The organism is Burkholderia ubonensis subsp. mesacidophila, from assembly GCF_002097715.1.
GTDB classification, from domain to species: domain Bacteria; phylum Pseudomonadota; class Gammaproteobacteria; order Burkholderiales; family Burkholderiaceae; genus Burkholderia; species Burkholderia mesacidophila.
Genome location: NZ_CP020738.1, coordinates 676,872 through 699,252, shown reverse-complemented (window position 1 = coordinate 699,252; position 22,381 = coordinate 676,872). Strand labels below are relative to the sequence as shown.

The 22,381-nt window shown below is 69.1% G+C and carries 20 protein-coding genes; 8 read left to right on the top strand and 12 right to left on the bottom strand.

The genetic code is table 11. The annotated features are described in order from the left end of the window. Nucleotides 1–23: 23 nt before the first annotated feature. Entirely contained in the window at nt 24–554 is a 531-nt protein-coding gene (locus tag B7P44_RS20805; RefSeq protein WP_167389817.1) for a hypothetical protein, read from the bottom strand. 440 nt (nt 555–994) lie between these two features. On the opposite strand from B7P44_RS20805, the gene sbnA reads away from it, so the two are divergent. Both sbnA and sbnB read left to right on the top strand, forming a co-directional pair. Beyond that, complete coding sequence (gene sbnA / locus B7P44_RS20800) at nt 995–1,996, top strand: 2,3-diaminopropionate biosynthesis protein SbnA (protein ID WP_084907843.1); 1,002 nt, start codon at nt 995–997, stop codon at nt 1,994–1,996. Further along, on the top strand, nt 1,989–3,059 hold the full coding sequence (gene sbnB / locus B7P44_RS20795; RefSeq protein WP_084907841.1) for a 2,3-diaminopropionate biosynthesis protein SbnB: 1,071 nt from the start codon (nt 1,989–1,991) through the stop codon (nt 3,057–3,059). The genes sbnA and sbnB overlap by 8 nt, the downstream gene beginning before the upstream one ends. A 25-nt stretch (nt 3,060–3,084) precedes the next feature. Here sbnB and B7P44_RS20790 read toward each other — a convergent pair whose 3' ends face one another. The 7 genes from B7P44_RS20790 to B7P44_RS20760 all read right to left on the bottom strand — a co-directional run bounded on the left by B7P44_RS20790 (nt 3,085) and on the right by B7P44_RS20760 (nt 11,267). Further along, nucleotides 3,085–4,665 carry an aldehyde dehydrogenase (NADP(+)) gene (locus B7P44_RS20790; RefSeq protein WP_084909937.1) on the bottom strand — a complete coding sequence of 527 codons (1,581 nt, stop codon included), beginning with the start codon at nt 4,663–4,665 and terminating at the stop codon, nt 3,085–3,087. Further along, nucleotides 4,665–5,648 (bottom strand): amidohydrolase family protein, encoded by a 984-nt coding sequence (locus B7P44_RS20785; RefSeq protein ID WP_084907839.1) that lies wholly within the window; start codon nt 5,646–5,648, stop codon nt 4,665–4,667. Before B7P44_RS20785 ends, B7P44_RS20790 begins: the two co-directional genes overlap by 1 nt. Beyond that, nucleotides 5,626–6,573 (bottom strand): YncE family protein, encoded by a 948-nt coding sequence (locus tag B7P44_RS20780; protein ID WP_084907837.1) that lies wholly within the window; start codon nt 6,571–6,573, stop codon nt 5,626–5,628. Before B7P44_RS20780 ends, B7P44_RS20785 begins: the two co-directional genes overlap by 23 nt. Before the next feature lie 90 nt (nt 6,574–6,663). Then, nucleotides 6,664–7,962: an MFS transporter gene (locus B7P44_RS20775; protein ID WP_084907835.1), complete on the bottom strand. Its 1,299-nt coding sequence runs from the start codon at nt 7,960–7,962 to the stop codon at nt 6,664–6,666. Between the two features lie 82 nt (nt 7,963–8,044). Continuing rightward, nucleotides 8,045–8,962: a dihydrodipicolinate synthase family protein gene (locus B7P44_RS20770; RefSeq protein WP_084907833.1), complete on the bottom strand. Its 918-nt coding sequence runs from the start codon at nt 8,960–8,962 to the stop codon at nt 8,045–8,047. Nucleotides 8,963–8,964: 2 nt separating this feature from the next. Beyond that, the gene (locus B7P44_RS20765; protein ID WP_084907831.1) at nt 8,965–10,137 is read right to left on the bottom strand and encodes an L-rhamnonate dehydratase; all 1,173 of its coding nucleotides are present in this window, start codon (nt 10,135–10,137) and stop codon (nt 8,965–8,967) included. Between the two features lie 56 nt (nt 10,138–10,193). Next, a complete protein-coding gene (locus tag B7P44_RS20760) occupies nt 10,194–11,267 on the bottom strand; it encodes a 4-hydroxythreonine-4-phosphate dehydrogenase PdxA (protein WP_084907829.1) in 1,074 nt (357 codons plus the stop codon). 125 nt (nt 11,268–11,392) lie between these two features. On the opposite strand from B7P44_RS20760, the gene B7P44_RS20755 reads away from it, so the two are divergent. Then, nucleotides 11,393–12,349 (top strand): LysR family transcriptional regulator, encoded by a 957-nt coding sequence (locus tag B7P44_RS20755; protein WP_084907828.1) that lies wholly within the window; start codon nt 11,393–11,395, stop codon nt 12,347–12,349. A gap of 137 nt (nt 12,350–12,486) precedes the next feature. Continuing rightward, a complete protein-coding gene (locus tag B7P44_RS20750; protein WP_084907827.1) occupies nt 12,487–13,032 on the top strand; it encodes an arsenate reductase/protein-tyrosine-phosphatase family protein in 546 nt (181 codons plus the stop codon). Nucleotides 13,033–13,139: 107 nt separating this feature from the next. Here B7P44_RS20750 and B7P44_RS20745 read toward each other — a convergent pair whose 3' ends face one another. From B7P44_RS20745 to B7P44_RS20735, 3 genes are all read right to left on the bottom strand, one after another. Continuing rightward, nucleotides 13,140–13,544, bottom strand: coding sequence for a HepT-like ribonuclease domain-containing protein (locus B7P44_RS20745; protein WP_084907826.1), 405 nt, complete (start codon nt 13,542–13,544; stop codon nt 13,140–13,142). Beyond that, nucleotides 13,541–13,837: a nucleotidyltransferase family protein gene (locus B7P44_RS20740; protein ID WP_193834297.1), complete on the bottom strand. Its 297-nt coding sequence runs from the start codon at nt 13,835–13,837 to the stop codon at nt 13,541–13,543. The genes B7P44_RS20745 and B7P44_RS20740 overlap by 4 nt, the downstream gene beginning before the upstream one ends. Before the next feature lie 117 nt (nt 13,838–13,954). Further along, entirely contained in the window at nt 13,955–15,007 is a 1,053-nt protein-coding gene (locus B7P44_RS20735; RefSeq protein WP_205128722.1) for an AraC family transcriptional regulator, read from the bottom strand. Between the two features lie 217 nt (nt 15,008–15,224). Here B7P44_RS20735 and B7P44_RS20730 point away from each other — a divergent pair, with 217 nt between their 5' ends. From B7P44_RS20730 to B7P44_RS20715, 4 genes are all read left to right on the top strand, one after another. After that, nucleotides 15,225–16,979 (top strand): GMC family oxidoreductase, encoded by a 1,755-nt coding sequence (locus B7P44_RS20730; RefSeq protein ID WP_084907823.1) that lies wholly within the window; start codon nt 15,225–15,227, stop codon nt 16,977–16,979. Beyond that, nucleotides 16,966–19,416, top strand: coding sequence for an alpha/beta hydrolase fold domain-containing protein (locus B7P44_RS20725; RefSeq protein ID WP_084907821.1), 2,451 nt, complete (start codon nt 16,966–16,968; stop codon nt 19,414–19,416). Before B7P44_RS20730 ends, B7P44_RS20725 begins: the two co-directional genes overlap by 14 nt. A 238-nt stretch (nt 19,417–19,654) precedes the next feature. After that, nucleotides 19,655–19,987 carry a type II toxin-antitoxin system RelE/ParE family toxin gene (locus B7P44_RS20720; RefSeq protein WP_084907819.1) on the top strand — a complete coding sequence of 111 codons (333 nt, stop codon included), beginning with the start codon at nt 19,655–19,657 and terminating at the stop codon, nt 19,985–19,987. Further along, entirely contained in the window at nt 19,984–20,313 is a 330-nt protein-coding gene (locus B7P44_RS20715; RefSeq protein ID WP_084907817.1) for an addiction module antidote protein, read from the top strand. The genes B7P44_RS20720 and B7P44_RS20715 overlap by 4 nt, the downstream gene beginning before the upstream one ends. 15 nt (nt 20,314–20,328) lie before the next feature. On the opposite strand, the gene B7P44_RS20710 is transcribed toward B7P44_RS20715, so the two are convergent. Beyond that, entirely contained in the window at nt 20,329–22,344 is a 2,016-nt protein-coding gene (locus B7P44_RS20710; RefSeq protein WP_084907815.1) for an LssY C-terminal domain-containing protein, read from the bottom strand. Nucleotides 22,345–22,381 lie beyond the last annotated feature (37 nt).

Sequence of the window (22,381 nt, the reverse complement as noted above, 5' to 3'; positions counted from 1 at the left end):
CGAAACGGACCCGGTCGAATGTCTCAGGGCCGCAGGCTTGCGAAATAACCCGCCCATGCAATGCTCTCGCCGAACGCGGAGAGCTCACGGGGCTCGATGCTGTGGATGTCGGGACGGGACCAGATGTCCCTCACTTCGTCGATGTAACGCGAATAGGCAAACGCGATCTTCGCCATCTGCCGCTCGGGCGCGCCGAGCTCGCGCACGGTCTGCAGATACTGGACCATCACCTCGCAGCGCTCGAGCTCCTGGCCGGGCGAAGACAGGACCGCGAGCCGGCGCTGCAGCTCATGGTCGGCTTCCGCGATCGCCTGGCGGATCTCGACCGAGTTCCACGCGGCGGCCAGCTTGTCGTACAGGTTGCGGTACGACGACGCGAACGCATCGTGGAACGAAGCCGGCCCTCCCGCGCCGGGAAGCGCCCCATGCGCGACCGAATCCGGCATGGCCTTGCCGTTGCCGTTGTACGGCCCGGGCACTGCGCCCTCCCCATCCGGCGACGGACTACGATGGTTTCCGGTTTTATCGCCCATATCGCCTTCCCCGTCGGACATGATTTCGCCTCCTTTGTCGGCGCACGTAATTCGATGCTTATGTATAGTACGCCCTCGATTTTCTGCAACCATTTAATTTAAATGTGACCGCATGAAAATGTCACATTCCGGCGGTTTAAGAATTTCAACGAAGATCGTTGACCGACTCGAAACGATGCGCCGATTTGTGCCCGTTTCCAGCTCAACCGATGCTGCACTGCCGCGCCAGACGGCCCATGGTCCGCACGCATCGATTGCCTTGACTCTTTGCTTTCGTATAGTACTATTCGCGTCATTCGCGTTTTTCTGATTAATTTTCTCCGAAAATGCGCGATATCAATAATCGAATCGAATACAAGCTAAAATCGACAATCACGAATACGGAGACGCGCCACCGGAAATTCACCGGCAAACCAATAATCGCACCCATCAAATCGATTCTCTTATTGGGGAGTTGTCGAATGTACGCCGACAGGCCGAGCGAACTGATGGTCGGAGACGCGTTTATCCGTCTCCGCGGCATCGTCCCGAAAGGGGCGGTGCACTTGAAAATCGAAGGTTTCACTTCCGGGGGCTCGATCAAGTCCAAAACCGCGCGCCACATGCTCGACCAGTTCGAGGCGCGCGGGAATGCGCATCGCGGCCAGCGCTTCATCGAAAGTTCGTCGGGCAACCTCGGGCTCGCGCTCAGCATGATCGCCGCCGAACGCGGCTACCGGTTCACCTGCGTCTGCGATCCCAATCTTTCACCGCAGACGCACAAGCTGATGCTGGCGTTCGGCGCGAAGGTCGTGGTCGTGACCGAGCGCGACCAGAACGGCGGCTTCCTCGGCACGCGCATCGCATACATCCGGCGGCAGCTCGAGGAAGATCCCGGCCTCGTCTGGCTCAACCAGTACACGAGCGCCGACAACGCGGGCGCGCACCTGCGCTTCACCGGCCCCGAGATCTTCTCGGCCTTTCCGCGCATCGACTTCCTGTTCGTCGGCGCCGGCACCACCGGCACGCTCGGCGGTCTCTCGCGCTACGCGCGCCAGCATTCGCCGCAGACCCGCATCATCGCGGTCGATTCGGTCGGCTCGGTGACCTTCGGCATGCCGTCGGGCAAGCGCTACATCTCGGGGCTCGGCACCAGTTGCCGTCCGCCGATCGCGGACCACTGCGAGATGGATGCGCTCGAGATGATCGAGGAAGCGGACACCATCGTGATGTGCCGCCGGCTCGCCGCGCAAGGGCTGCTCGTCGGCGGCTCGACCGGCACCGTGCTCTGCGCGGTCGAGCGCTGGGCCGGGAACATGCCGCCCGATGCGGTGATCGTGGCGATCTCGCCCGATCTCGGCGACCGCTACGTCGACACGATCTACGACAACGCCTGGGTCGAGGCGCGCTTCGCGGGCCTGCTCGAACGCTGCCGCATGACGATCTCCGATGCCCCTCTCCTCTGGGAGCGCCACCATGGCTGACACCTTCTCGCTCGATCGCGCGTCGACGCCGGCTGGCGTCGACGCCGGCACGGACCCGTTCGCGTTCTCGATCGTCGCGGGCGACACCGTGCGCGACCTCATCGCCGCGTCGTTTCCGGCGGTGGTGGACATCGTCCGCGACACGTATCTCGCGCATGCCGACGGCATCGCGCACAATCCGCCGAGCCATTTCCTGCGCTTCGCGGACCGTCCGCGCGACCGCATCATCGCGCTGCCCGCCGACCTCGGCGCCGAGGCCGGACTCGCGGGCATCAAGTGGATCGCGAGCTGGCCCGAAAACGTCGAGCGCGCGATCCCGCGCGCGTCGGCCCTGCTCGTGCTCAACCGGCGCGACACCGGCTATCCGCTCTGCGTGATGGAAGCGTCGATCATCAGCGCGGCGCGCACCGCGGCGTCGGCCGTGCTCGGCCTGCAACGGCTCGGCGCCGGCCGGCTGCCGCCGCACCCGCGGATCGGCGTGGTCGGCTGCGGCGTCATCGCGCGCTACATCGTCGACATGATCCTCGCGCAAGGCATCACGCCGGCCAGCATCGCCGCGTACGACCTCAGCCTCGACGACGCGCAGCGCCTGCTGGACCACGTCGGCCCGCACGCGGCGCCCGAGCCCGCGTCGTCCGTCGAAAGGCTGGTGCGCGGCAGCGACGTGGTCGTGTTCGCGACGACCGCGGCGCGCCCGCACGTGCTCGAACCCGGCTGGTTCGCGCATGCACCGGTGGTGCTGAACATTTCGCTGCGCGATCTCGCGCCGGACATCATCCTCGCGGCCGACAACGTGCTCGACGATATCGATCATTGCCTGCAGGCGGATACGTCGCCGCATCTCGCCGAACAGCGCGTCGGCCATCGCCGCTTCGTCACCGGGACGATCGCCGAGGCGATCCGGGGCACGCTGCGCTTCGACCCGGCGCGGCCGGTGATCTATTCGCCGTTCGGCATGGGCATCCTCGACCTCGCGGTCGGTCACCATGTATACGCGGCCGCGCGGCGCGCGGGACGGGTCGTCAACGTGCCGGGGTTCTTCGCCGAGCGCGCGCGCTGGTGAGCTTGCGCGACGCGCGCCGCGCCGCTCAATCCTTGCCGGGCTGCCCGTCGCGCAACCGCCACAGGCCGAGCGGATTGCCGTCCTGCAACGCCGCCGGCAGCAGCTCCGGCGGCAAAGCCTGGTAGCACACCGGCCGCAGGAAGCGCTCGATCGCGAGCGTGCCGACCGACGTCGTGCGCGAATCCGACGTCGCCGGGAACGGCCCGCCATGCACCATCGCATGCGCGACCTCGACGCCGGTCGGATAGCCGTTCGCGAGTATCCGCCCGGCCTTGCGCTCGAGCGTCGGCAGCAGGCGGCGCGCGAGCGCGTAGTCGTCAGGCTCGAGATGCAGCGTCGCGGTCAGTTGCCCTTCGACATGCTCGGCGAGGTCGATCATCTCGTCGAGGTCGCGGCACGTGACGATCAGCGACGTCGGCCCGAAAATCTCGTCCTCGAGCCGCGGATTCGACACGAACGCGGGCTGCGTCGTCGCGAACAGCGCGGGCACGGCCGCCGCTTGCGCACCGGTCGGCGCGCCTTGCGCGACCGCGCTCACGCCGTCCGCCGCCGCGCGCTGCGAGACGCCGCGCGCGTAGGCTTGCGCAATGCCCGTCGTCAGCATCGTCTGCGCGCCCTTCCGGCCGAGCGCCTGCGCGGCCGCGTCGATGAACGCCGGCGTGTGCGGCCCGTCGAGCACGACCACGAGCCCCGGATTCGTGCAGAACTGGCCGACGCCGAGCGTCAGCGATTCGACGAAGCCGCGCGCGATCTCGCCGCCGCGCGCCGCGAGCGCGCCGGGCAGCACGAAGAACGGATTGATGCTGCTCATTTCCGCGTAGACCGGAATCGGCTCGCGCCGCTGCGCGGCGATGTGCATCAGCGCGAGCCCGCCGCCGCGCGAGCCGGTGAAACCGACCGCCTTGATCGCCGGATGCGCGACGAGCGCCTCGCCGATCGCGTTGCCCGCGCCGAGCACGAGCGAGAACACGCCTTCCGGCAGGCCGCACGCGGCCACCGCCTGCTGGATCGCGCGCCCGACGAGCTCCGACGTGCCGAGATGCGCGGGGTGCGCCTTCACGACCACCGGGCAGCCGGCCGCGAACGCCGACGCGGTATCGCCGCCCGCGACCGAGAACGCGAGCGGGAAATTGCTCGCGCCGAACACCGCGACCGGGCCGACCGGAATCTTCTGCAGACGCAGGTCGGGACGCGGCAGCGGCTGCCGGTCCGGCAGCGCCGCATCGAGCGTCGCGTCGAGCCAGCGGCCGTCGCGCACCAGCGCCGCGAACAGCCGGAGCTGGCCGACCGTGCGCGCGCGCTCGCCTTCGAGCCGGGCGACCGGCAGTGCCGATTCCTGATGCGCACGCGCGATCAGCGCGTCGCCGAGCGCGACGAGATGGTCCGCGATCGTGTCGAGCAAACGCGCGCGCACGTCGAGCGGCATCGCGCGAAACGGATCGAACGCGGCCGCCGCGAGCCTGCATGCACGATCCACGTCCGCCGCGTCGCCCGCGCCGAACTCGGGTTCCAGCTCGACGCCGCGCGCCGGATCGAACGCGCGCAGCGTCCCTGCCGTGCCGCGCACCGACGCGGCGCCGATCAACATCTCTCCAGTGATCTGCATCATTCACCTGCCTGCTTTCGCTGTTCGTCCATGCCGATCCGGTAGATCCGGATCGCGTTGTCGTGCCAGATCGCGCGCCGCGCCGCGTCGTCGAGGTCCGCCATCGCGGCCGCGAAGGTGCGCAGCAACGCGGAATACGTGACCCGCAGCCCCGCCACCGGGAAATTGCTCGCAAACATGCAGCGCTCCCGGCCGAAGATCGCGATCGCGTCGCGGATGATCCGCCGGTTTTCCGCGTCGTTCCACGCGGCATCGCGCAAGCCGAATTCGGACAGCTTCACCGACACGCGCGGCAGCGCGGCCAGCGCTTCCATCCCGCTCCGCCAGCGCACAAGCCCCGCGTCCGAGCGGTCCCACGGCAGTCCCGCGTGTTCGAGCACCACGTCGATGCCCGGCGCCTGCGCGAGCGTCGCGGCCGCCTCGCCGAGATGCCAGAACGGCACCCGCAGATCCCAGCTCAGGCCGTGCGCGGCGAGCCGTTCAAGCGCGGCGGGCCAGCGCGGATCACGCAATGTGCAGGGGCCGTCGGCCGTTGCATCCGCCGCCGGCGCGGTGCGCGGCTTGAAGCGCACGCCGCGCACCCGCGGCCATGCGGCCTGTTCGGCGAGCCGTTGCGCGGCATCGTCGGCGAGCAGGTCGACCCACGCGATGACCGCCGACGGCAGCCCGTGCGCGGCCGCGACGTCGTGCAGCCAGCGCGTCTCGGCGAGCGCCTCGTCGTGCGCGCGCTCGGCCTCGACGTGCACGCTCGCGACGAGCGGCGCGCCTTGCGCCGCCCGCCGGTAGTCGTCCACGTCGAAATCGCGGCACAGCGCCGCGTAGTCGCCGAGAATGAAGCGCGACGGATCGTACCGATCCTGCAGCCACGGATAGCGCGCGCCCGCATCGAGCCGCCACAGGTGGTGATGCGCGTCGACGAGCGCATCGGGCATGCAGTCCCGGGTGCGCTCCCGGCTCATGTCAGCGTCCGCCGGCGAGCACATACGACGCATCCGGTTCGCGCAGCGTCGGCATCGCGCCGACGAAACGCCACGCGTCGAGATCGAGCTCGCGCACGTAGTCGTCCTGGAACGACACGTAGGCCACGCGACGCGACGGATGGAACGACAGCGCGGTCGGGTTCGCTGGCAATGCGACGCGCTCGATCTCCTCGAGCTGCTGCGCATCGAACACCGAGATCGACTGCTCGCCCGAGTTGGTCAGCAGCAGCAGGTCACGGCCGTCCGGGCCACTCGTCCGGTAGATGCGGTTCGGATCGCTGCGCGTCTTCACGCGGCGCCCGCACGTCATCGTGTCGGTGTCGATCTCGACCAGCGTGTCGTCGCCGCGGTTCGCGACGTAGAGCGTGCGCTCGTCGCTCGACAGCGCGTTGCCTTCGGGGCGCGGCCCCGGCATCACCGCACGCGGCGCCACCGTCGCGTCGCGCGGATGGAACTGCGTGACCGTGTTCGACAGCAGGTGCACGCCGTAAGCGCGGCTCGCGTCGCGCGTCAGCGTGACGAGGTGCGTCTTCACGCCGCCGGACGGCACCGCTAGGTTCGGCACCGCCTGCTCCGCCGGACGATCGAACACGAGCAGCATGTCGTGCGCCTCGCTCATCGCATACAGGCGGCCTTCGCGGTCGCTCGCCATCCCGTGCGGCCGGTAGTACGGCCACAGGTCGAGCATGCGCGTTTGCGTGCGTTCGACGAGGTCGATCTCGGCGATCCGGTGATCGCCTTCGTGGCCGCGCGTCCACGCGGTCTCGATCCCGAAGATGCCGACATACGCGTAGCGGTTGTTCACATCGACGGTGAATTCATGCGGGAAGTTCGGCAGCACGATGTGCTTGAGCGCGGTCCGCGTTTCGAGGTCGTAGAAGCTGAAGGTATGCGCGCATTTCTGGACCAGCAGCAGGATGTCGTTCATGGTGAGTCTCCGTCCTTCGATCTTGCCGCCGCGGCGCGTGGACGGCGCCGCGGCGAAACCAAACTCTTGTCGTGCCGGTTCAACGCCGGTTCACGCCTCGCAGCGCCTGGGCAGCGTGAACGTCAGCAGCCCGGCCACCGCGAGCGCGCCCGCGAGGCTGTACACGCCGGCCGCCGTGCTCACGTGCTGGGTCAGCACGCCGACCGCGTACGGGCCGCAGAACCCGCCGAGATTGCCGAGCGCGTTGATCAGGCCGCGCGCGCTGCCGGCCGTCTCGACGCTGCACAGCTTCGGCGGAATCGCCCAGAACACGCCGGCCGCCGCCTGCAGGAAAAAGCCGCAGCCGATCAGGAATGCATACGACACCGCCATCGTCGCCTGGAACCGCACCGACAGGAACAGGCAGGCGGAGAAGCCGAGCAGCGGCAGCACGATGAACAGCCGCCGCCGGCCGGTCTTGTCCGACAAATACGACGTCGCGCTCATCCCGAGCATCGTGCCGACGTACGGCAGGATCGCCAGCATCCCGACCTGCGCCATCCCGCCGTGGGTGAGGTTTTTCAGGAGCGTGGGCAACCACAGCGTATAGCCGTAGATGCCGACCTGGTAGCAGAAGTTGATCAGCACGAGCCGCCAGATCGTTCCGTCGCGCAGCAGCGCGCCGAACGACGCCGCGGTCTTCTGCTCGCCGCCTCGCGCGGCCTCGCGCTCGGCGCGCAGCGCATCGGCGATGTACGCCTTCTCGCGCGGCGAGATCCAGCGCGCGGTCTCCGGGCTGTCGTCCGCGAACGGCAGCCAGATCGCGAGGAACGCGAGCGACACGAGCCCCGCGCCGTAGAACAGGTGGCGCCAGTCGTAGGTTGCGAGGATGTAGCCGGACAGCGGCGCGGTGATCATCCCGGCGAGCGGCACGAACATGATGACCATCGCGTTCGCGCGCCCGCGCTCGCGATCGGGAAACCAGTTGCTGACCATCGTCAGCACGACGGGCAGCATCCCGCCTTCGGCGACGCCGAGCAGGAAGCGCAGCGTCAGCAGCTGCCACGCGTCGGTGACGAGCCCCGTCAGCGCGGACAGCGCGGCCCAGCTCACGAGCGACCACGCGATGAACTTCTTGCCGCCGCCGAGCGCCGCGAGCCGGCCGCCGGGAATCTGCAGGAACAGGTAGCCGAAGAAGAAGATGCCGCCCGCGAGGCCGGCCATGCTCGCGCCGATGCCGAGGTCGGCGTTCATCCCGCCGGGCATCGCGAACGCGATGTTCACGCGGTCCATGTACGAGATGATGCACGCCATCAGGAGCGGCGGAATCACGCGCAGCCAGCGGCGGCGCGGAACGGGGGCGGCGACGTCGGCGTCGTAGGCCGGGCTCGCCTGGTTCAGGGTGGTCATGGTGTCTCCAATATTTTGCTGGGCTTGAACGCGGTCTTCTCGTGGACCTTTCGTCGCCGTGTCGTGTCGTTTTGCTGCGCGCCTATCGCCCCCAGCGCAGCACGAGCGGATCGAGCCGCCGCGCCGCGTCGAGCAGCCCCGCGCGCGTGTCCGGATGTAGGTCGGGCCACGGCGCGCGCGGCCTGTCGCACGCGATCACGCCGCCGGCCTTCATCAGCGCCTTCGCCGCGAGGAAGCCCGCCTGCCGGTTCTCGTAGTTGATCAGCGGCAGCCAGCGCGCATACTGCTCGCACGCGTCGTCGCGCCGCCCGGCGAAATACGCGTCGGTGATCCGGCGAATCCCGTCCGGGTAGCCACCGCCCGTCATCGCGCCCGTCGCGCCCGCATCGAGATCGGCGAGCAGCGTGATGCCCTCCTCGCCGTCCCACGGCCCTTCGATCGCGTCGCCGCCGATGCGGATCAGCTCGCGCAGCTTCGCCGCCGCGCCGGGCGTCTCGATCTTGAAGTACGACACCGCGTCGATCTCGCGCGCGAGCCTCGCGAGGCAGTCGACCGACAGCGTCGTGCCGCTCGCCGGCGCGTCCTGAATCATCAGCGGAATGTCGAGCCCGTCGCTCACGTCGCGGAAGAACGCATGGATCGACGCCTCCGGCACGCGGAACGTCGCGCCGTGATACGGCGGCATCACCATCACCATCGACGCGCCCATCGCCTGCGCGCGCCGGTTGCGTTCGGCGCAGATCCGCGCGCTGAAATGCGACGTGGTGACGATCACCGGCACGCGGCCGGCGACGTGCTCGAGCACGGTGCGGGTCAAGAGGTCGCGTTCGTCGTCGCCGAGCGCGAACTGCTCCGAGTAGTTCGCGAGGATGCAGATGCCGTGCGAGCCCGCGTCGATCATGAAGTCGATCGCGCGGCGCTGGCCGTCGAGGTCGAGCGCGCCCGCCTCGGTGAAGATCGTCGGCGCCACCGGAAAGACGCCCTGGTAACGTGCGCGCATGGTCACTCCACGATGTCGAACTGGTCGAGGAACTCGGTCTTCAGCGTGAGGCCGAGGCCCGGCACGTCGTCGCGCAGCTGCAGGAAGCCGTTCTCGGCCACCGGCTCGCCGTCGAAGATGTAATAGAACAGCTCGTTGCCGACCTCGACGTCGAACATCGGGAAGTACTCGCTCATCGGCGACGCGAGCGTGCTCATCGTCAGGTGGTAGTTGTGCATCTGGCCCGCGTGCGGGATCACCGGCACGCTGTACGCCTCGCACAGCGCATTGATCTTGTGCGCCATCGTGATGCCGCCGACGCGGTTCGTGTCGTACTGGACGACCGACACCGCCTTGCGATCGAGCAGCTGCTTGAAGCCGTACAGCGAGAACTCATGCTCGCCGCCGGAGATCGGGATGCTCGTCAGCCGGTTCAGCTCCGCGTAGCCGTCGATGTCGTCGGCGATCACCGGCTCCTCGAGCCAGCGCGGCTGGTATTGCTCGAGCTTCGGCAGGATGCGCTTCGCGTACTCGAGGTTCCAGCCCATGTAGCACTCGAGCATCAGGTCGTTGTCGTAGCCGATCACCTCGCGGATCGCCGCAACCGACTTCAGGTTCTCGACGACGCCCTGCTGCCCGTGCGCGGGCCCGTAGCCGAAGCGCATCTTGAACGCGCGGAAGCCTTCGTCGAGATAGCGCTGCGCTTCCGCCTGCATCTCGTTCAGGTCGGTGCGGTACAGCTTCGAGTAGTAGCAGGGAATCTTCTCCTTCGTGCGGCCGCCGAGCAGCTTGAACACCGGCTTGCCGACGCTCTTGCCGAGGATGTCCCAGATCGCGATGTCGACCGCCGAGATCGCCGCCATGCCGACGCCCTTGCGGCCCCACGCGTGAGTCGCGCGGTACATCCGCTGGTTCAGGTATTCGTAGTCCCACGGGTCCTGGCCGATCACGAGCGGCGCGAGGTACTGGTCGACGATCGCCTTCGCGACGTGCGGCGCGAGCGCGACGTTGCCGAGGCCGACGATGCCGTCGTCGGTCTCGACCTCGACGACCGTCCATGAATGGAAGCGGAACGTGCTCATCGTTTCCTGCGGCGCGTACAGCAGGTCCATCGCGTTCGAGCAGAAATTGCCCTGCGGCGGCACGGTCTTGCCTTTCCACTGGTACACGCGTGCGCGCACAGCCTTGATCTTCATTGCGTCGTCTCCTGGTATCCGGTTTCGGTTCTGGTGTGTCAAGTGGCGGGCGGCCGTCACGCCGATGTCGTGTGCTGCCGGTGCGCGGTGCCCATCCGGCATGCGATCTGCAGCGCCTGCCAGGTCGCGCCGACGTCGGCCGCGCCGCGTCCCGCGATGTCGTACGCGGTGCCGTGCGCGGGCGTCGTGATCGGCACCGGCAGCCCGCCCTGCACGGTCACGCCGCGCGAGAAGCCGAGCAGCTTGATCGCGATCTGCCCCTGGTCGTGGTACATCGTGACGATCGCCTGGTAGTCGCCCGCCTGCGCCTTCAGGAAGATCGTGTCGGCCGGGAACGGGCCGTGGAACGGCGCGTCGGTCGGCCAGTCGCGCGCCTGCAGCGCGCGCACCGCCGGCGCGATCACGTCGATCTCCTCGCGGCCGCACATGCCGCCGTCGCCGCCGTGCGGGTTGAACGCCGCGATCGCGACCTTCGGCACGGCGACGCCGTTCGCCAGCAGCGACCGGTAGATCAGTTCGGAGGCCTGTTCGATCCGCTCGACGGACAGGTAGCGCGCGGCATCCTTCAGCGGAATGTGCGACGAGATCCGTGCGGTCCACAGTTCGCCGAGCGTGTTGAATTCGCAGAAGTAGCCGGTCACGCCGAGGTAGTCGGCGAAGTGATGCAGTTCGTCGTCGTGTGCGAGGCCGCCGAGCTTCATCGCGTGCTTGTTGAGCGGCGCGAAGCAGATGGCGTCGACGTCGCCGGCCAGCGCCGCGTCCATGCAGCGGTTCAGCACGTCGAGCACCGAGCGGCCGCCTGCCGGGCCGGCCTGGCCGAGCGTCACCTGCGCGGGGTCGACGGTGTCGACCGCGACGAACGCGGGCCGCGCGGCGGACGGCCGGTCGCGCACGTCGGCGAGCGACGCGACCGGCTCGACGTCGACCTGCACGCCCGCGGTGCGCTGGCCGGCTTCCCACAGCCAGCGGTCGCCGATCAGCACGAGATTGGCGTGCGTTACTGCATCGGCGCGCGCGAGCAGCTTCGCGATCAGCTCGGGGCCGATGCCGGCCGGGTCGCCGAGCGTCAGCGCGACGACGGGCAATGCCGGGGCGGCCGCGCGGGCCGGAATCGCCGAATTCGTCTGCATATTTGTCTCCTGTCTCTGGCTCTGGCCGGAAAGCGGCCGTTCGTCATGTGGGGTTCATGCTAGGTAGACGGGACACGCCGGTAAATTGAAAACTCTTGATGAATTGATAACCTGAGGTAATCGAATTGGGTTCGATCGACAGGAAGGATTCGACGCCGCAACTGCTGAACCGGCTGCGGATGCGCCAGGTCGCGCTGCTGTTGGCGGTGGAGGAATGCTCGACGCTGCGCGCGGCGGCCGACCGGCTCGGCCTCACGCAGCCGGCCGCAACCAAGATGCTGCGCGAGCTCGAGGACGCGCTCGGCCAGCCGCTGTACGAGCGCGTCGGGCGCGGGCTCGTGCTGAACCCGGCCGGCGAGCGGGTGCTCGGCTACTTCCGCGGGATCCGCGGCAGCATGGAGGCGCTCAACCGCGAGCTGGCCGAACTGCAGCTCGGCAGCGCCGGGCGGCTCGCGATCGGCAGCATCATGGCCGCGACGCCCGGGCGGCTCACCGAGGCGCTGGTGCAGCTGAAGTCGCGCTATCCGCTGCTCGCGATCGACATCGCGGTCGACACCAGCGACAAGCTGATGCCGCAGCTACAGGAAGGCGTGCTCGAAGTGGTGATCGGGCGCAACGTCGGCGCCGACTGCGAATTCCGCGCGGTCGACGACGAAGCGCTCGCGATCGTCGCCGGCCGCGACCATCCGCTCGTCGGCGGCGGGCCGGTCGAGTTCGCGGCGCTGCTTGACTATGCGTGGATCCTGCAGCCGACCGGCAGCCCCGCGCGCGAGGTCGTCGAGCGCGAGTTCCGGATGCACCACCGGCCGATGCCGCGCGGGCTGGTCGAGACCGGCTCGATCCTGACGACGATGAGCCTCGTCGACCGCTCGCAGATGCTCGGCGTGATTCCGCGCACGGTCGCCGAATTGAATGCCGAGCACGGGATGGTCGCGATCGTCGACTACACGCTCGCGCAGAAGCTGCCGTCGTACGGGAGTCTCGTGCGGCGCGATCGGCCGCTGTCGGTGCCGGCGCAGCAGTTTCTGGCGTTGTTTCATCGGGAGGCGGGGCTCGATGAGGCAGGCGATGCGCATCCCTAAGCACCTTGCCGCAATGCGACACCATCTTGCCAAATCCGTCCGGTGATTTTTTTCCGCCACACACGACCGGCATGATGTGCCGTCGGCATCGATGCGATGCCGCGGCGGCACCTCAACCCTGACTGGCGGAAACCATCATGAAAACAATCAAGACGCTTGCCCTGCTCTGTTGTGTCGGCATCCAGTGCGCGACGCTCGCCCATGCGGACGAACCGAAGAAGGTCGCGTTCGTCGACACCGGCAACACCGGACGCAGCGTGATGGCGGAGGCCATCGCTGGCCAACTGATCGCGCAGCGCCATGCGCACATCGCGGTAATCTCGCGCGCGGTCGACGAAGACCCGTACGACGAGAAGCCCGAAGAAAACGGCGTGGTCCTGATGAAGCAGCGCGGCATCGACACGGCCGCGCACCGCTCGATGCAGCTCAATGCGAACGACGTCAAGCATTCCGACGTGATCCTGACGATGACCGACAAGCACAAGGAGAAAGTGCTCGCGCTGTATCCGGCGGCGGCGGGCAAGGTGTACACGCTCGCCGAATACGCGACCGGCAAGCACGAGGACGTGCCGGATGCATGGGGCAAGCCGATGGCGTTCTACGAGACGGTGACCGCGCAGCTCGACACGTTCATCCCGCCCGCGCTCGACAAGGTTGCGGCGAGCGCGCCGGCGAAGCAGTAGCGGATGCGGCGGCGGTCGCATTCGACCCGAACGGATGCGCCGCCGATCAATATCCCGAGATATCGCTAAATGCAGCGACGAACGCGTCGGGGCACCATCGCACCCTTTCAGTCCCCAGTGCCTTGTGAACTTGGCGCGGCGGCCCCTTGCTCGCGAGCAAGCCGATCCAACAGCGCCTGAACATCCCGGCGCATGCCGGGCAGATCGTTCTTGATGGTTTCCCAAACAATGTCGAGATCCACTTTGAAGTAGTCGTGGGCGACTACGCTCCTCATCTCATAGCAGCCTTGCCACGGCACTTCCGGGTGTTCGTCTGCAAACGCCCGATGATGCTTGCGCACCTTGTTGCTCGCTTCGCCAATAACCTCGATGTTGCGAATCACCGCATCGACGACAAGCATGTTCGCAACAAATCCCGCCTTGTCCATGGGGCCGACATATGCTCCGATTCGATCGATTGCTTCGACCATGTGACCGAGATAATCGGGCAGGCGCTGCTCCTTCCCTTTCATATGGGCTGGGCCTCCGCCACCACGGTTGCGCGAAAACTGTCGGGCAATGCATTCGGCGTCAACACATCGACTCGAACGCCGAGAAGTTCCGACAACCGGTAGCGGATGGTTCCAACGTTGAGCAGCGTCATGCCGGGCTGCGGCTCCACGAGAAGATCCAGATCGCTTTCATCGGTGTCATCGCCATGCAATACGGACCCGAATACGCGCGCGTTCGACGCGCGATTGGCTTCGACAATCCTGCGAATCTCGACGCGGTGTGCGTTCAGTGCAACGGACGGCCTCACAAGCATCTCTCCTACAGTGAATTCCGGGCATTCCCGTAAGCAACGAAGCCATTCTAGCGGTTAGTCGTGGTGCGCACGCCGGCCTCGTTGCGCCAAACCCGCGTGCACATTATTCAGCGCCCCTCAGCCGCCCTTTCTCTCACCTGACACGCCACTGCGAAACGCCCCCGGCGCCACCCCATACCACCGCTTGAACGCCTGCGAGAAACTCGACAGGTCGCTGAACCCGAGCCGCTCCGCCACCTCGGTCAGCGTCAGCCGCTCGTCGCCGAGCAGCGCTTCGGCCATCGCGCCGCGCGACTCGGCGAGCAGCGCGCGGAACGTCGTGCCCTCGTCCTGCAGCCGCCGCTTCAGCGTGCGTGCGCTGGTATTCATCAGCCGCGCCATGTCCTCGAGCGAAAACGGCGGCGTGCCCGGCGTCGCGGTCAGGTAATCGCGGATCATCGCCGCGGTGCCGACATGCGCGCGCCGCGCTTCCAGCAGGCGACGGCACATCTGCTCGCACATCGACACCGTAATCGGATTCGCCTGCGGCAGCGGCCGGTCGAGATACGTGCGCGCGAACGCAAGGCTGTTCGACCGCGCGCCGAACGTCGGCTCGACGCCGGCGATCCGCGGCACGGCAGCGGCCGGCGCCGCGCCGCGCGCCGCCGCCGGACGTTCGGCCTGCAACGTGAAGCGCGACAACCTGAAATCCGCGCCGCCCATTTCCTGCAGCAGCACGACCGCCGCGGTCATGTCGCGCTCCACGAGGAACCGGCTCAGCTCGCCGGCCAGCTCGGGCGCGCCGAAATTCAGCACGCAGCCGTCGTCCTCCTCGCGGTACGTGATCACCGTGTACGCATAGGTGAGCGGCAGAAAGCGCATCGCCAGCGCGAGCGCGTCGCGCGCGGTGGCGCTCGCGATCAGCCCATAGCCCCATACGCCGTAGGCCGAGAAGTGATAGCGCAGCCCGACCTCGAAGCCGAGGCCCGGCGGATGTCCGAGCAGCCGCAGCAGGTTGTCGGTCACCCGCAGTTCCTGGGCGGCCGTCACCTCCGCGTTCGGGTCGTCGAGCTGCGCGGCCGACAGCCCCGTGCCGGCCAGCAGTTTCGCGTGCGGCAAGCCGCGCTCGCCGCCGAAATCGACCAGCAGCCGCGCGCCGGCCGGACTCCGGGTGAAATCCTGGAAGCTCATGCGGAGAAACCCTCGAAGCGCCGATTTGGCCCAAATACTAAAACAATTGTCCCGTCGCAGCATTGGTGTTTTCCCACGCGGCACGCACCATCGGCGTCATCCAGTCGTCATCCGAACGACTTCATCGATTGCCAGGAGGAGACACCATGCACCCGAACCCGCCGACCGATTTCGCCGCGCGCGGCGCGTGACCCGCCGATCTTCCGGAGACAAATCCATGACCCAGGTATTCGACTACATCGTCGTCGGCGGCGGCTCGGGCGGCTGCGTCGTCGCGGGGCGCCTGACCGAGGACCCGGACGTCACCGTCTGCGTGCTCGAGGCCGGCAACCGCGGCGACGGCACGCTCGTCAACGTGCCGACCGGCGCCGTCGCGATGATGCCGACCCGCATCAACAACTGGGCGTTCGAGACCGTGCCGCAGCCGGGGCTCGGCGGACGCCGCGGCTACCAGCCGCGCGGCAAGGCGCTCGGCGGCTCGTCCGCGATCAACGCGATGGTCTACATCCGCGGCCACCGCAGCGACTACGACCACTGGGCCGCGCTCGGCAACGCAGGCTGGGGCTACGACGACGTGCTGCCGTACTTCCGGCTCAGCGAGCACAACGAACGCTTCGACGATGCATGGCACGGCCGCGACGGCCCGCTGTGGGTCAGCGACCTGCGCACCGGCAACCCGTTTCACGCGCGCTACCTGGATGCGGCCCGCCAGGCCGGCCTGCCGCTGACCGACGATTTCAACGGCGCGCAGCAGGAAGGCATCGGCCTCTACCAGGTCACGCAGAAGCACGGCGAACGCTGGAGCGCGGCGCGCGCATACCTGCTGCCGCACGTCGGACGCCGCGACAACCTCACGGTTCAAACGCACGCGCAGGTGCTGCGCATCGTGTTCGACGGCACGCGCGCGGTCGGGGTCGAGGTGCGGCAGCACGGCGAGGTCCGCACGCTGCGCGCGCGGCGCGAGGTCGTGCTGGCCGCGGGCGCGTTCCAGACACCGCAGCTGCTGATGCTGTCCGGTGTCGGCCCGACGGCCGAACTCGAACGTTTCGGCATCCGCACGCTCGTCGACCTGCCAGGCGTCGGCCGCAACCTGCAGGACCATCCCGATTTCATCTTCGGCTACCGCACGCGCAGCGTCGACACGATGGGCGTGTCGGCGCGCGGCGGCCTGCGCATGCTGCGCGAGCTGCTGCGCTTCCGGCGCGAACGGCGCGGGATGCTGACGTCGAATTTCGCGGAAGGCGGCGGCTTCCTGAAGACGCACGCCGCGCTCGATGCGCCCGACATCCAGCTGCATTTCGTCGTCGCGCTCGTCGACGACCATGCGCGGCGCCTGCATGCCGGCCACGGGATGTCGTGCCACGTGTGCCTGCTGCGGCCGCGCAGCCGCGGCTCGGTCACGCTGCAGAGCGGCGATCCGCTCGCCGCGCCGCGCATCGATCCGGCGTTCTTCGACGATCCGCGCGATCTCGACGACATGGTCGCGGGCTTCAAGCTGACTCGCCGGCTGATGCAGGCGCCCGCGCTCGCCGCCTGGATCACGCACGACATGTTCACCGCGAACGCGACGACCGACGACGCAATCCGCGACGTGCTGCGGCGGCGCACGGATACCGTGTACCACCCGGTCGGCACGTGCCGGATGGGACATGACGCGCTCGCCGTCGTCGATCCGCAACTGCGCGTGCGGGGGCTGCAGGGGCTGCGGATCGTCGATGCGTCGGTGATGCCGACGCTGATCGGCGGCAACACCAACGCGCCGACGATCATGATCGCCGAGAAGGCGGTCGACCTGATGCGCGGGGTCAGCCGCGTGCAGGAGCGGCCGCATGCCGACGCGCAGGCTGCGATGAATGCAGCGGTACGGGCCGTCGCAAAGACCATCGCCGAACCCGAAGCCGATCTCCACCCCGGCGCCGTTCACGCGCCGGCTTCCGCCCAACCGAAGGAGACCCGCGATGCGATCGTCTGATTTCGCCGCCCTCGACGACACCACCCCGCCGCTCGCCGCCATCGTCGTCGGCGCGGGCTTCGCCGGCATCGGCATGGCGATCGCGCTGCGGCGCGCCGGCGTGCACGACTTCGTGATCCTCGAGCGCACGCACGACGTCGGCGGCGTCTGGCGCGACAACAGCTATCCGGGCGCCGCGTGCGACGTGCCCTCGCATTTGTACTCGTTCTCGTTCGAGCCGAATCCCGGCTGGTCGCGCATGTTCGCGCGGCAGCCGGAAATCCACGCGTACCTGCGGCACTGCGCGCGCAAGTACGGCCTCGCGCGGCACCTGCGCTTCGGCGCGGAAGTCGCGCACGCGCGCTACGACGAGCCGAACGCGCTGTGGCGCGTCACGCTGACGGACGGCACGACGCTGAGCGCCGCGCTGCTCGTCAGCGGCACCGGGCAGTTGAGCCGTCCCGCGCTGCCGAACCTGCCCGGCATGGAGACCTTCCGCGGCCGCGCGTTCCATTCCGCGCACTGGGACCACGGCTATCCGCTTGCCGGCAAGCGCGTCGCGGTGGTCGGCACGGGCGCGTCGGCGATCCAGTTCGTGCCGGCGATCGCCGATGCCGTGAAGACGCTGACGGTGTTCCAGCGCTCGCCCGCGTACCTGATGCCGCGCCCGGATCGCGCCTACCGGCCGTGGGAGCGGGCGCTGTTCCGGCGGCTGCCGTGGGCGATGAAGCTGCATCGCGCAGCGATCTACGTCCGCTACGAATCGCGCGCGCTCGCGTTCACGCGCTTCAACGGGCTGATGAAGTTCGCGGTCGGCCGGCCGTTCTTCAAGCTGCTCGCGCGGCAGGTGCCCGACGCGGCGCTGCGCGAGCAGCTCACGCCCGACTACCCGATCGGCTGCAAGCGGCTCCTGCTGTCGAACGACTATCTGGCCACGATGAGCAAGGACAACGTCGAACTCGTCACGCAAGGCATCCGCCGCGTGACCGAGCACGGCATCGAGACCGCCGACGGCACGCATCACCCGGTCGACGCGATCGTCTACGGCACCGGCTTCGCGGCGACCGAATTCCTGTCGCCGATGCGCATCACCGGCCGCGACGGGCTCGACCTGAACGACGCGTGGCGGCGCGGTGCGCAGGCGTATCTCGGGATGACCGTGCCGGGCTTTCCGAATTTCTTCATGCTGTACGGCCCGAACACCAATCTCGGCCACAACTCGATCGTCTACATGCTCGAGAGCCAGATCGCGCACGTGATGCGCTGCGTGCGCGCGATGCGGCGCGCGGGCGCGACCGCGATCGACGTCGACGCGCAGCGCTACCGGCGGTTCAACGTGCAGGTCCAGCAGCGCCTCGCGGGCTCGGTGTGGAGCGGCTGCAAGAGCTGGTATGTCGACGCGTCCGGCCACAACAGCACCAACTGGCCCGGCTTCACGCTGTCGTACCGCTGGCTCACGCGCTTCTCCGGGCTCGCCGCGTATCGCTTCTCGACCGCGCTGCCGGGGGCGGCCGGACGCGCGGGCGGCATCGCCGTCGCCGCGCCGAACGGCGCGCTGGAAGCGCTGAACGCGGGCTTCCTGCGCGGCTTCCTGCGGGTCGGCTTCCGCTCGCTGATCGGGCCGCCGTTCGGCGTCGGGCTCCAGCGGCGCGTCGTCGGGCTGCTGTCGCCGCTGATGCCGGGCATCGGCGGCGTGATCCGCTATCGCGCCTCGGCCGGCGGCGTGCCGACCGAAGTGATTGCACCGAAGCGCGGCGACGCCGGCGGCGCGATCCTCTATCTGCACGGCGGCGCCTTCTGCCTCGGCGGGCCCGGCACGCACCGCGGCGTGACGACGCGGCTCGCCGACGAAGCGGGGATGGCGGTGTGGACGCCCGATTACCGGCTCGCGCCCGAACATCCTCACCCCGCCGCGCTCGACGATGCGCTGGCCGCGTATGCGGCGTTGCGCGCGCAGGGCTACGCGCCGGCGCGCATCGTCGTCGCCGGCGATTCGGCGGGCGGCGCGCTCGCGCTGGCGCTCGCGATCACGTTGCGCGACCGGGGCGAGCCCGCACCGGCCGCGCTGCTGCTGATCTCGCCCGTCACCGACGCGGCGCTCGGCGGCGACACGCTGGCGTCGCGTCGCGGCGACGATCCGATGATCCGGCGCGGCTGGCTCGAACAGGGGTTGCGCTGGTATCACGGCGCCGGCGCGGCCGCGACGCGCGGCCCGCTCGACGTCGACCTGCGCGGCCTGCCGCCGATGCTGATCCAGGCCGGCGACCAGGAAGTGCTGCTGTCGGACGCGCAGCGGCTCGCGGCGCACGCGCTCGCGTGCGGCGTGCCGTGCCGTCTCGAGGTCCACGCGGCGCGCTGGCACGTGTTCCACCTGCAGTCGTTCTACCTGCGCTCGGCGCGCGAGGCGCTGCGCACGCTCGCGGGATTCGCGCGGGAACGGGTGGTCGCGGTGTCGTGACGACGACATGACCACGTTGCCCGTTCGGCCAATAGCGTGCCGTCAGTAGCGGATGAAAGAATCGATCTCGTCCGGGTAACGGGTTTCACTGCTTGAGACTCCGAACGAAAGGCGCTGCATGCCCTCGGGCTGCGGCGTCTTTTTCTTTGCGGCTCGCTATGCGCCCTCCGTCAATTCGCCCGGCAAGCCGCGACATCCACTCCGCTTTCATTTCTCTTTTTGTAGTTTATAAGTTACAGTGCCACCTGTCGTCGAACTCCTTCGCTATCGATGCGATGACGGCCACGAGCCGCTTACCGAATGGCTGGTTGCCGTGCGCGACAAGGTCGCCCAGGCGCGGATTCGCGTTCGCCTGCGTCAGGTCCAGATGGGCAACTTCGGCGATTGCAGGCCGGTCGGCGAAGGCGTGATCGAGCTGCGCGTCCATGTCGGCGCCGGATACCGCGCGTATTGCGGCCGGCACGGCGACACGCTGGTGCTGCTGTTGAGCGGCGGCGACAAGGACAGCCAGGCGGCCGACATCCGGTACGCGAAGGCACTCTGGTCAGAATGGAAACGGAGGCAGGGATGAGCAAACTCAAAGGCGCGGTGCCGCACCACGACGCGGAACTCGCCGAACTGCGCGCGGACCGCGAACTCGCCGTCGAATACCTGAAGGCGGCCATGGCATCGCTCGACGATCCCGACAACCGCGCAGGCGGCCTGCTCGCGCTGCGCACCGTCGCCGAAGCCTATGGCGGCCTCGGCGCCGTCGCGGCGCAGGCCGGCATCAGCCGCGAAGCGCTCTATCGCGCGCTGTCGCCCAACGGCAACCCGACGCTGAAAACCCTGATCGCCGTGCTCAAGACGGTCGGCCTGCGCCTGTCCGTCGAACCGGAACAGCACCCGCGCACGTAAGCGACACACGCACGATCACGGCATCACCATCCACACCAGCAGCACGTCCGCGGGCGCCGAGCTGGCACCCGCCGGCGGATGCACGATCTTCGCGTCGACCGCGAGCGCCTGCGCGATGTCCGCGGCGCCGTCGATCGTCGCGCTGCTCACGATCGTCATCAGCCCCACCGGACGGTGCAGCGTTTCGCGATACAGCGCGCCGTACCACAGCGCCCGCGTGCCCTGCGCATCCTGCAGCACGTACGGATAGCGCCACAGCCGCAGCACGAGCCGGCGGCTCGGCTGCCCGGGCTCGACGCGCACGAACACGCGCCGCGTGTCCACGCCCTGCGAATAGCGCGGCAGCACCGGCAGCGCGTCGGCCGGCGTCTGCGGCAGCAGCCAGCGCAGCGCGGTCTGCCCGGACCACGGCGTCGCGCGCTGCCAGCCGGCCTGCGCGAGATGCCGGTCGAGCGTGTCGGACGACGCGCACCACTGCAGCGGCAGGAATTCCTCGCGATCGCCGCTGATCTCGGTGCGCCGCGCCGGCACGGACTGCCAGCCGCCGTCCATCCACTGATCGACCGTCATCGCGACCACCCGCGCATGCGCGCGCTGGTCCCGGTCGGCCCGCCACGCCGCCGGAATCGTCCACACGCCGGCCGTCGCGAGCACCACGACGACGGCGACGAGCGCGCCCTTCGGCTGGACCTCGTCGCGCACGTGCCCGAACGCATAGACGCCGGCGAGCAACGCGAACCACGCGAGCCCGAGGCTCCAGCCGCCGAGCAGCCCGGACAGCCACGCATTGCCGAGATACAGCCGCGCGAAGCCGCCGAGCACGATCCACAGCATGATCGCCATCGCGACGCCGTTGCGCCACAGCACCGCGCGCCCGCGCGTCAGCACCCAGCCCATGCAGCCGCTCACGAGGATCGCGAACGCCGCGTCGGCGTCCGGCAGCGGCGCATGCGCGCCGCCGGGCGCGAAGGTTGCTGGCGTGCCGCCGTTCGGTGCGACGCCGAACGGCGGCACGAGCACGACCGCGACGCCGACCGCCGCGATCCACCACGCGGCCGTCAGCCAGCAGCGGTGGATCATCAGCCAGACCAGGAACGCGGCCGCGACGATCAGGCCGACGTCGCGGCCGTTCAGCACCACGACCGCACGCATCGCCGCGTCGACCGGCGGCGTGCGCAGGTTCTGCAGGAACGCGTATAGCGCGGTGTCGGCGCGCATCAGCGGATCGTTCGCGATGACGTCCTCCACGACGCCGGCGAACAGCCAGACGCTGCCGACGAACAGGAGCGCGAGCATCGGGACCGCGCCGGGCAGCCGGCGCACGCGGGCGGTCAGCCTGCGCAGCCGCACGGCGATGGCCGGCCAGCGATGCGCGCACGCGCGCACGACTGCGGCCGCCGCGCGGCGCAACAGCGGCACGCCGCGCCGCAGCGCGACCCGCACGCCGAACCACACGGCCGCGACCAGCGCGGCGACGACCAGCAGGATCGCGGCGACCCGCGTGCTGACCGCGTCGGCCAGCGCGGCCGACGCACCGAACGCGATGCCCGGCGCGACATGCACCGGCGCCCACACGAGCGCCGACGCGATGTTCGTCGGATAGAACGAGCGGCGCGGCAGGGACGCACAGCCGACGACGACCGGCACGACCGCACGCACCGGCGCGAGGAAGCGCGCGAGCGCGATGCTCTTCATGCCGTGGCGCAGCACGAACTGCTCGCCGCGTTCGTACGACGCGGCGAGCCCCCTGCGCGCCCACCACTTGCGGACCTCGCTGCGGTAACGCCGGCCGAGCTCGTAGCTGATCCCGTCGCCGACCACCGCGCCGGCGGCCGCGACGCCGATCGTGATCCAGCCGTCGAGCGCGCCCGCGCCGATCAGCGCGCCCGCCGCGAACATCACCGCGCCGGCCGGCACCACCGTGCCGATCAGCGCGATCGCTTCGGCGCACGCGGTCGCGAACACGATGACGAGCACGAGCGCCGGATGCGCGCCGACGGCGCCGAGCCACGCATGGATCGTTGCGCTCATCGCCGGTCCTGTCGGGAGGCGGCCCCGCCGCACGCGC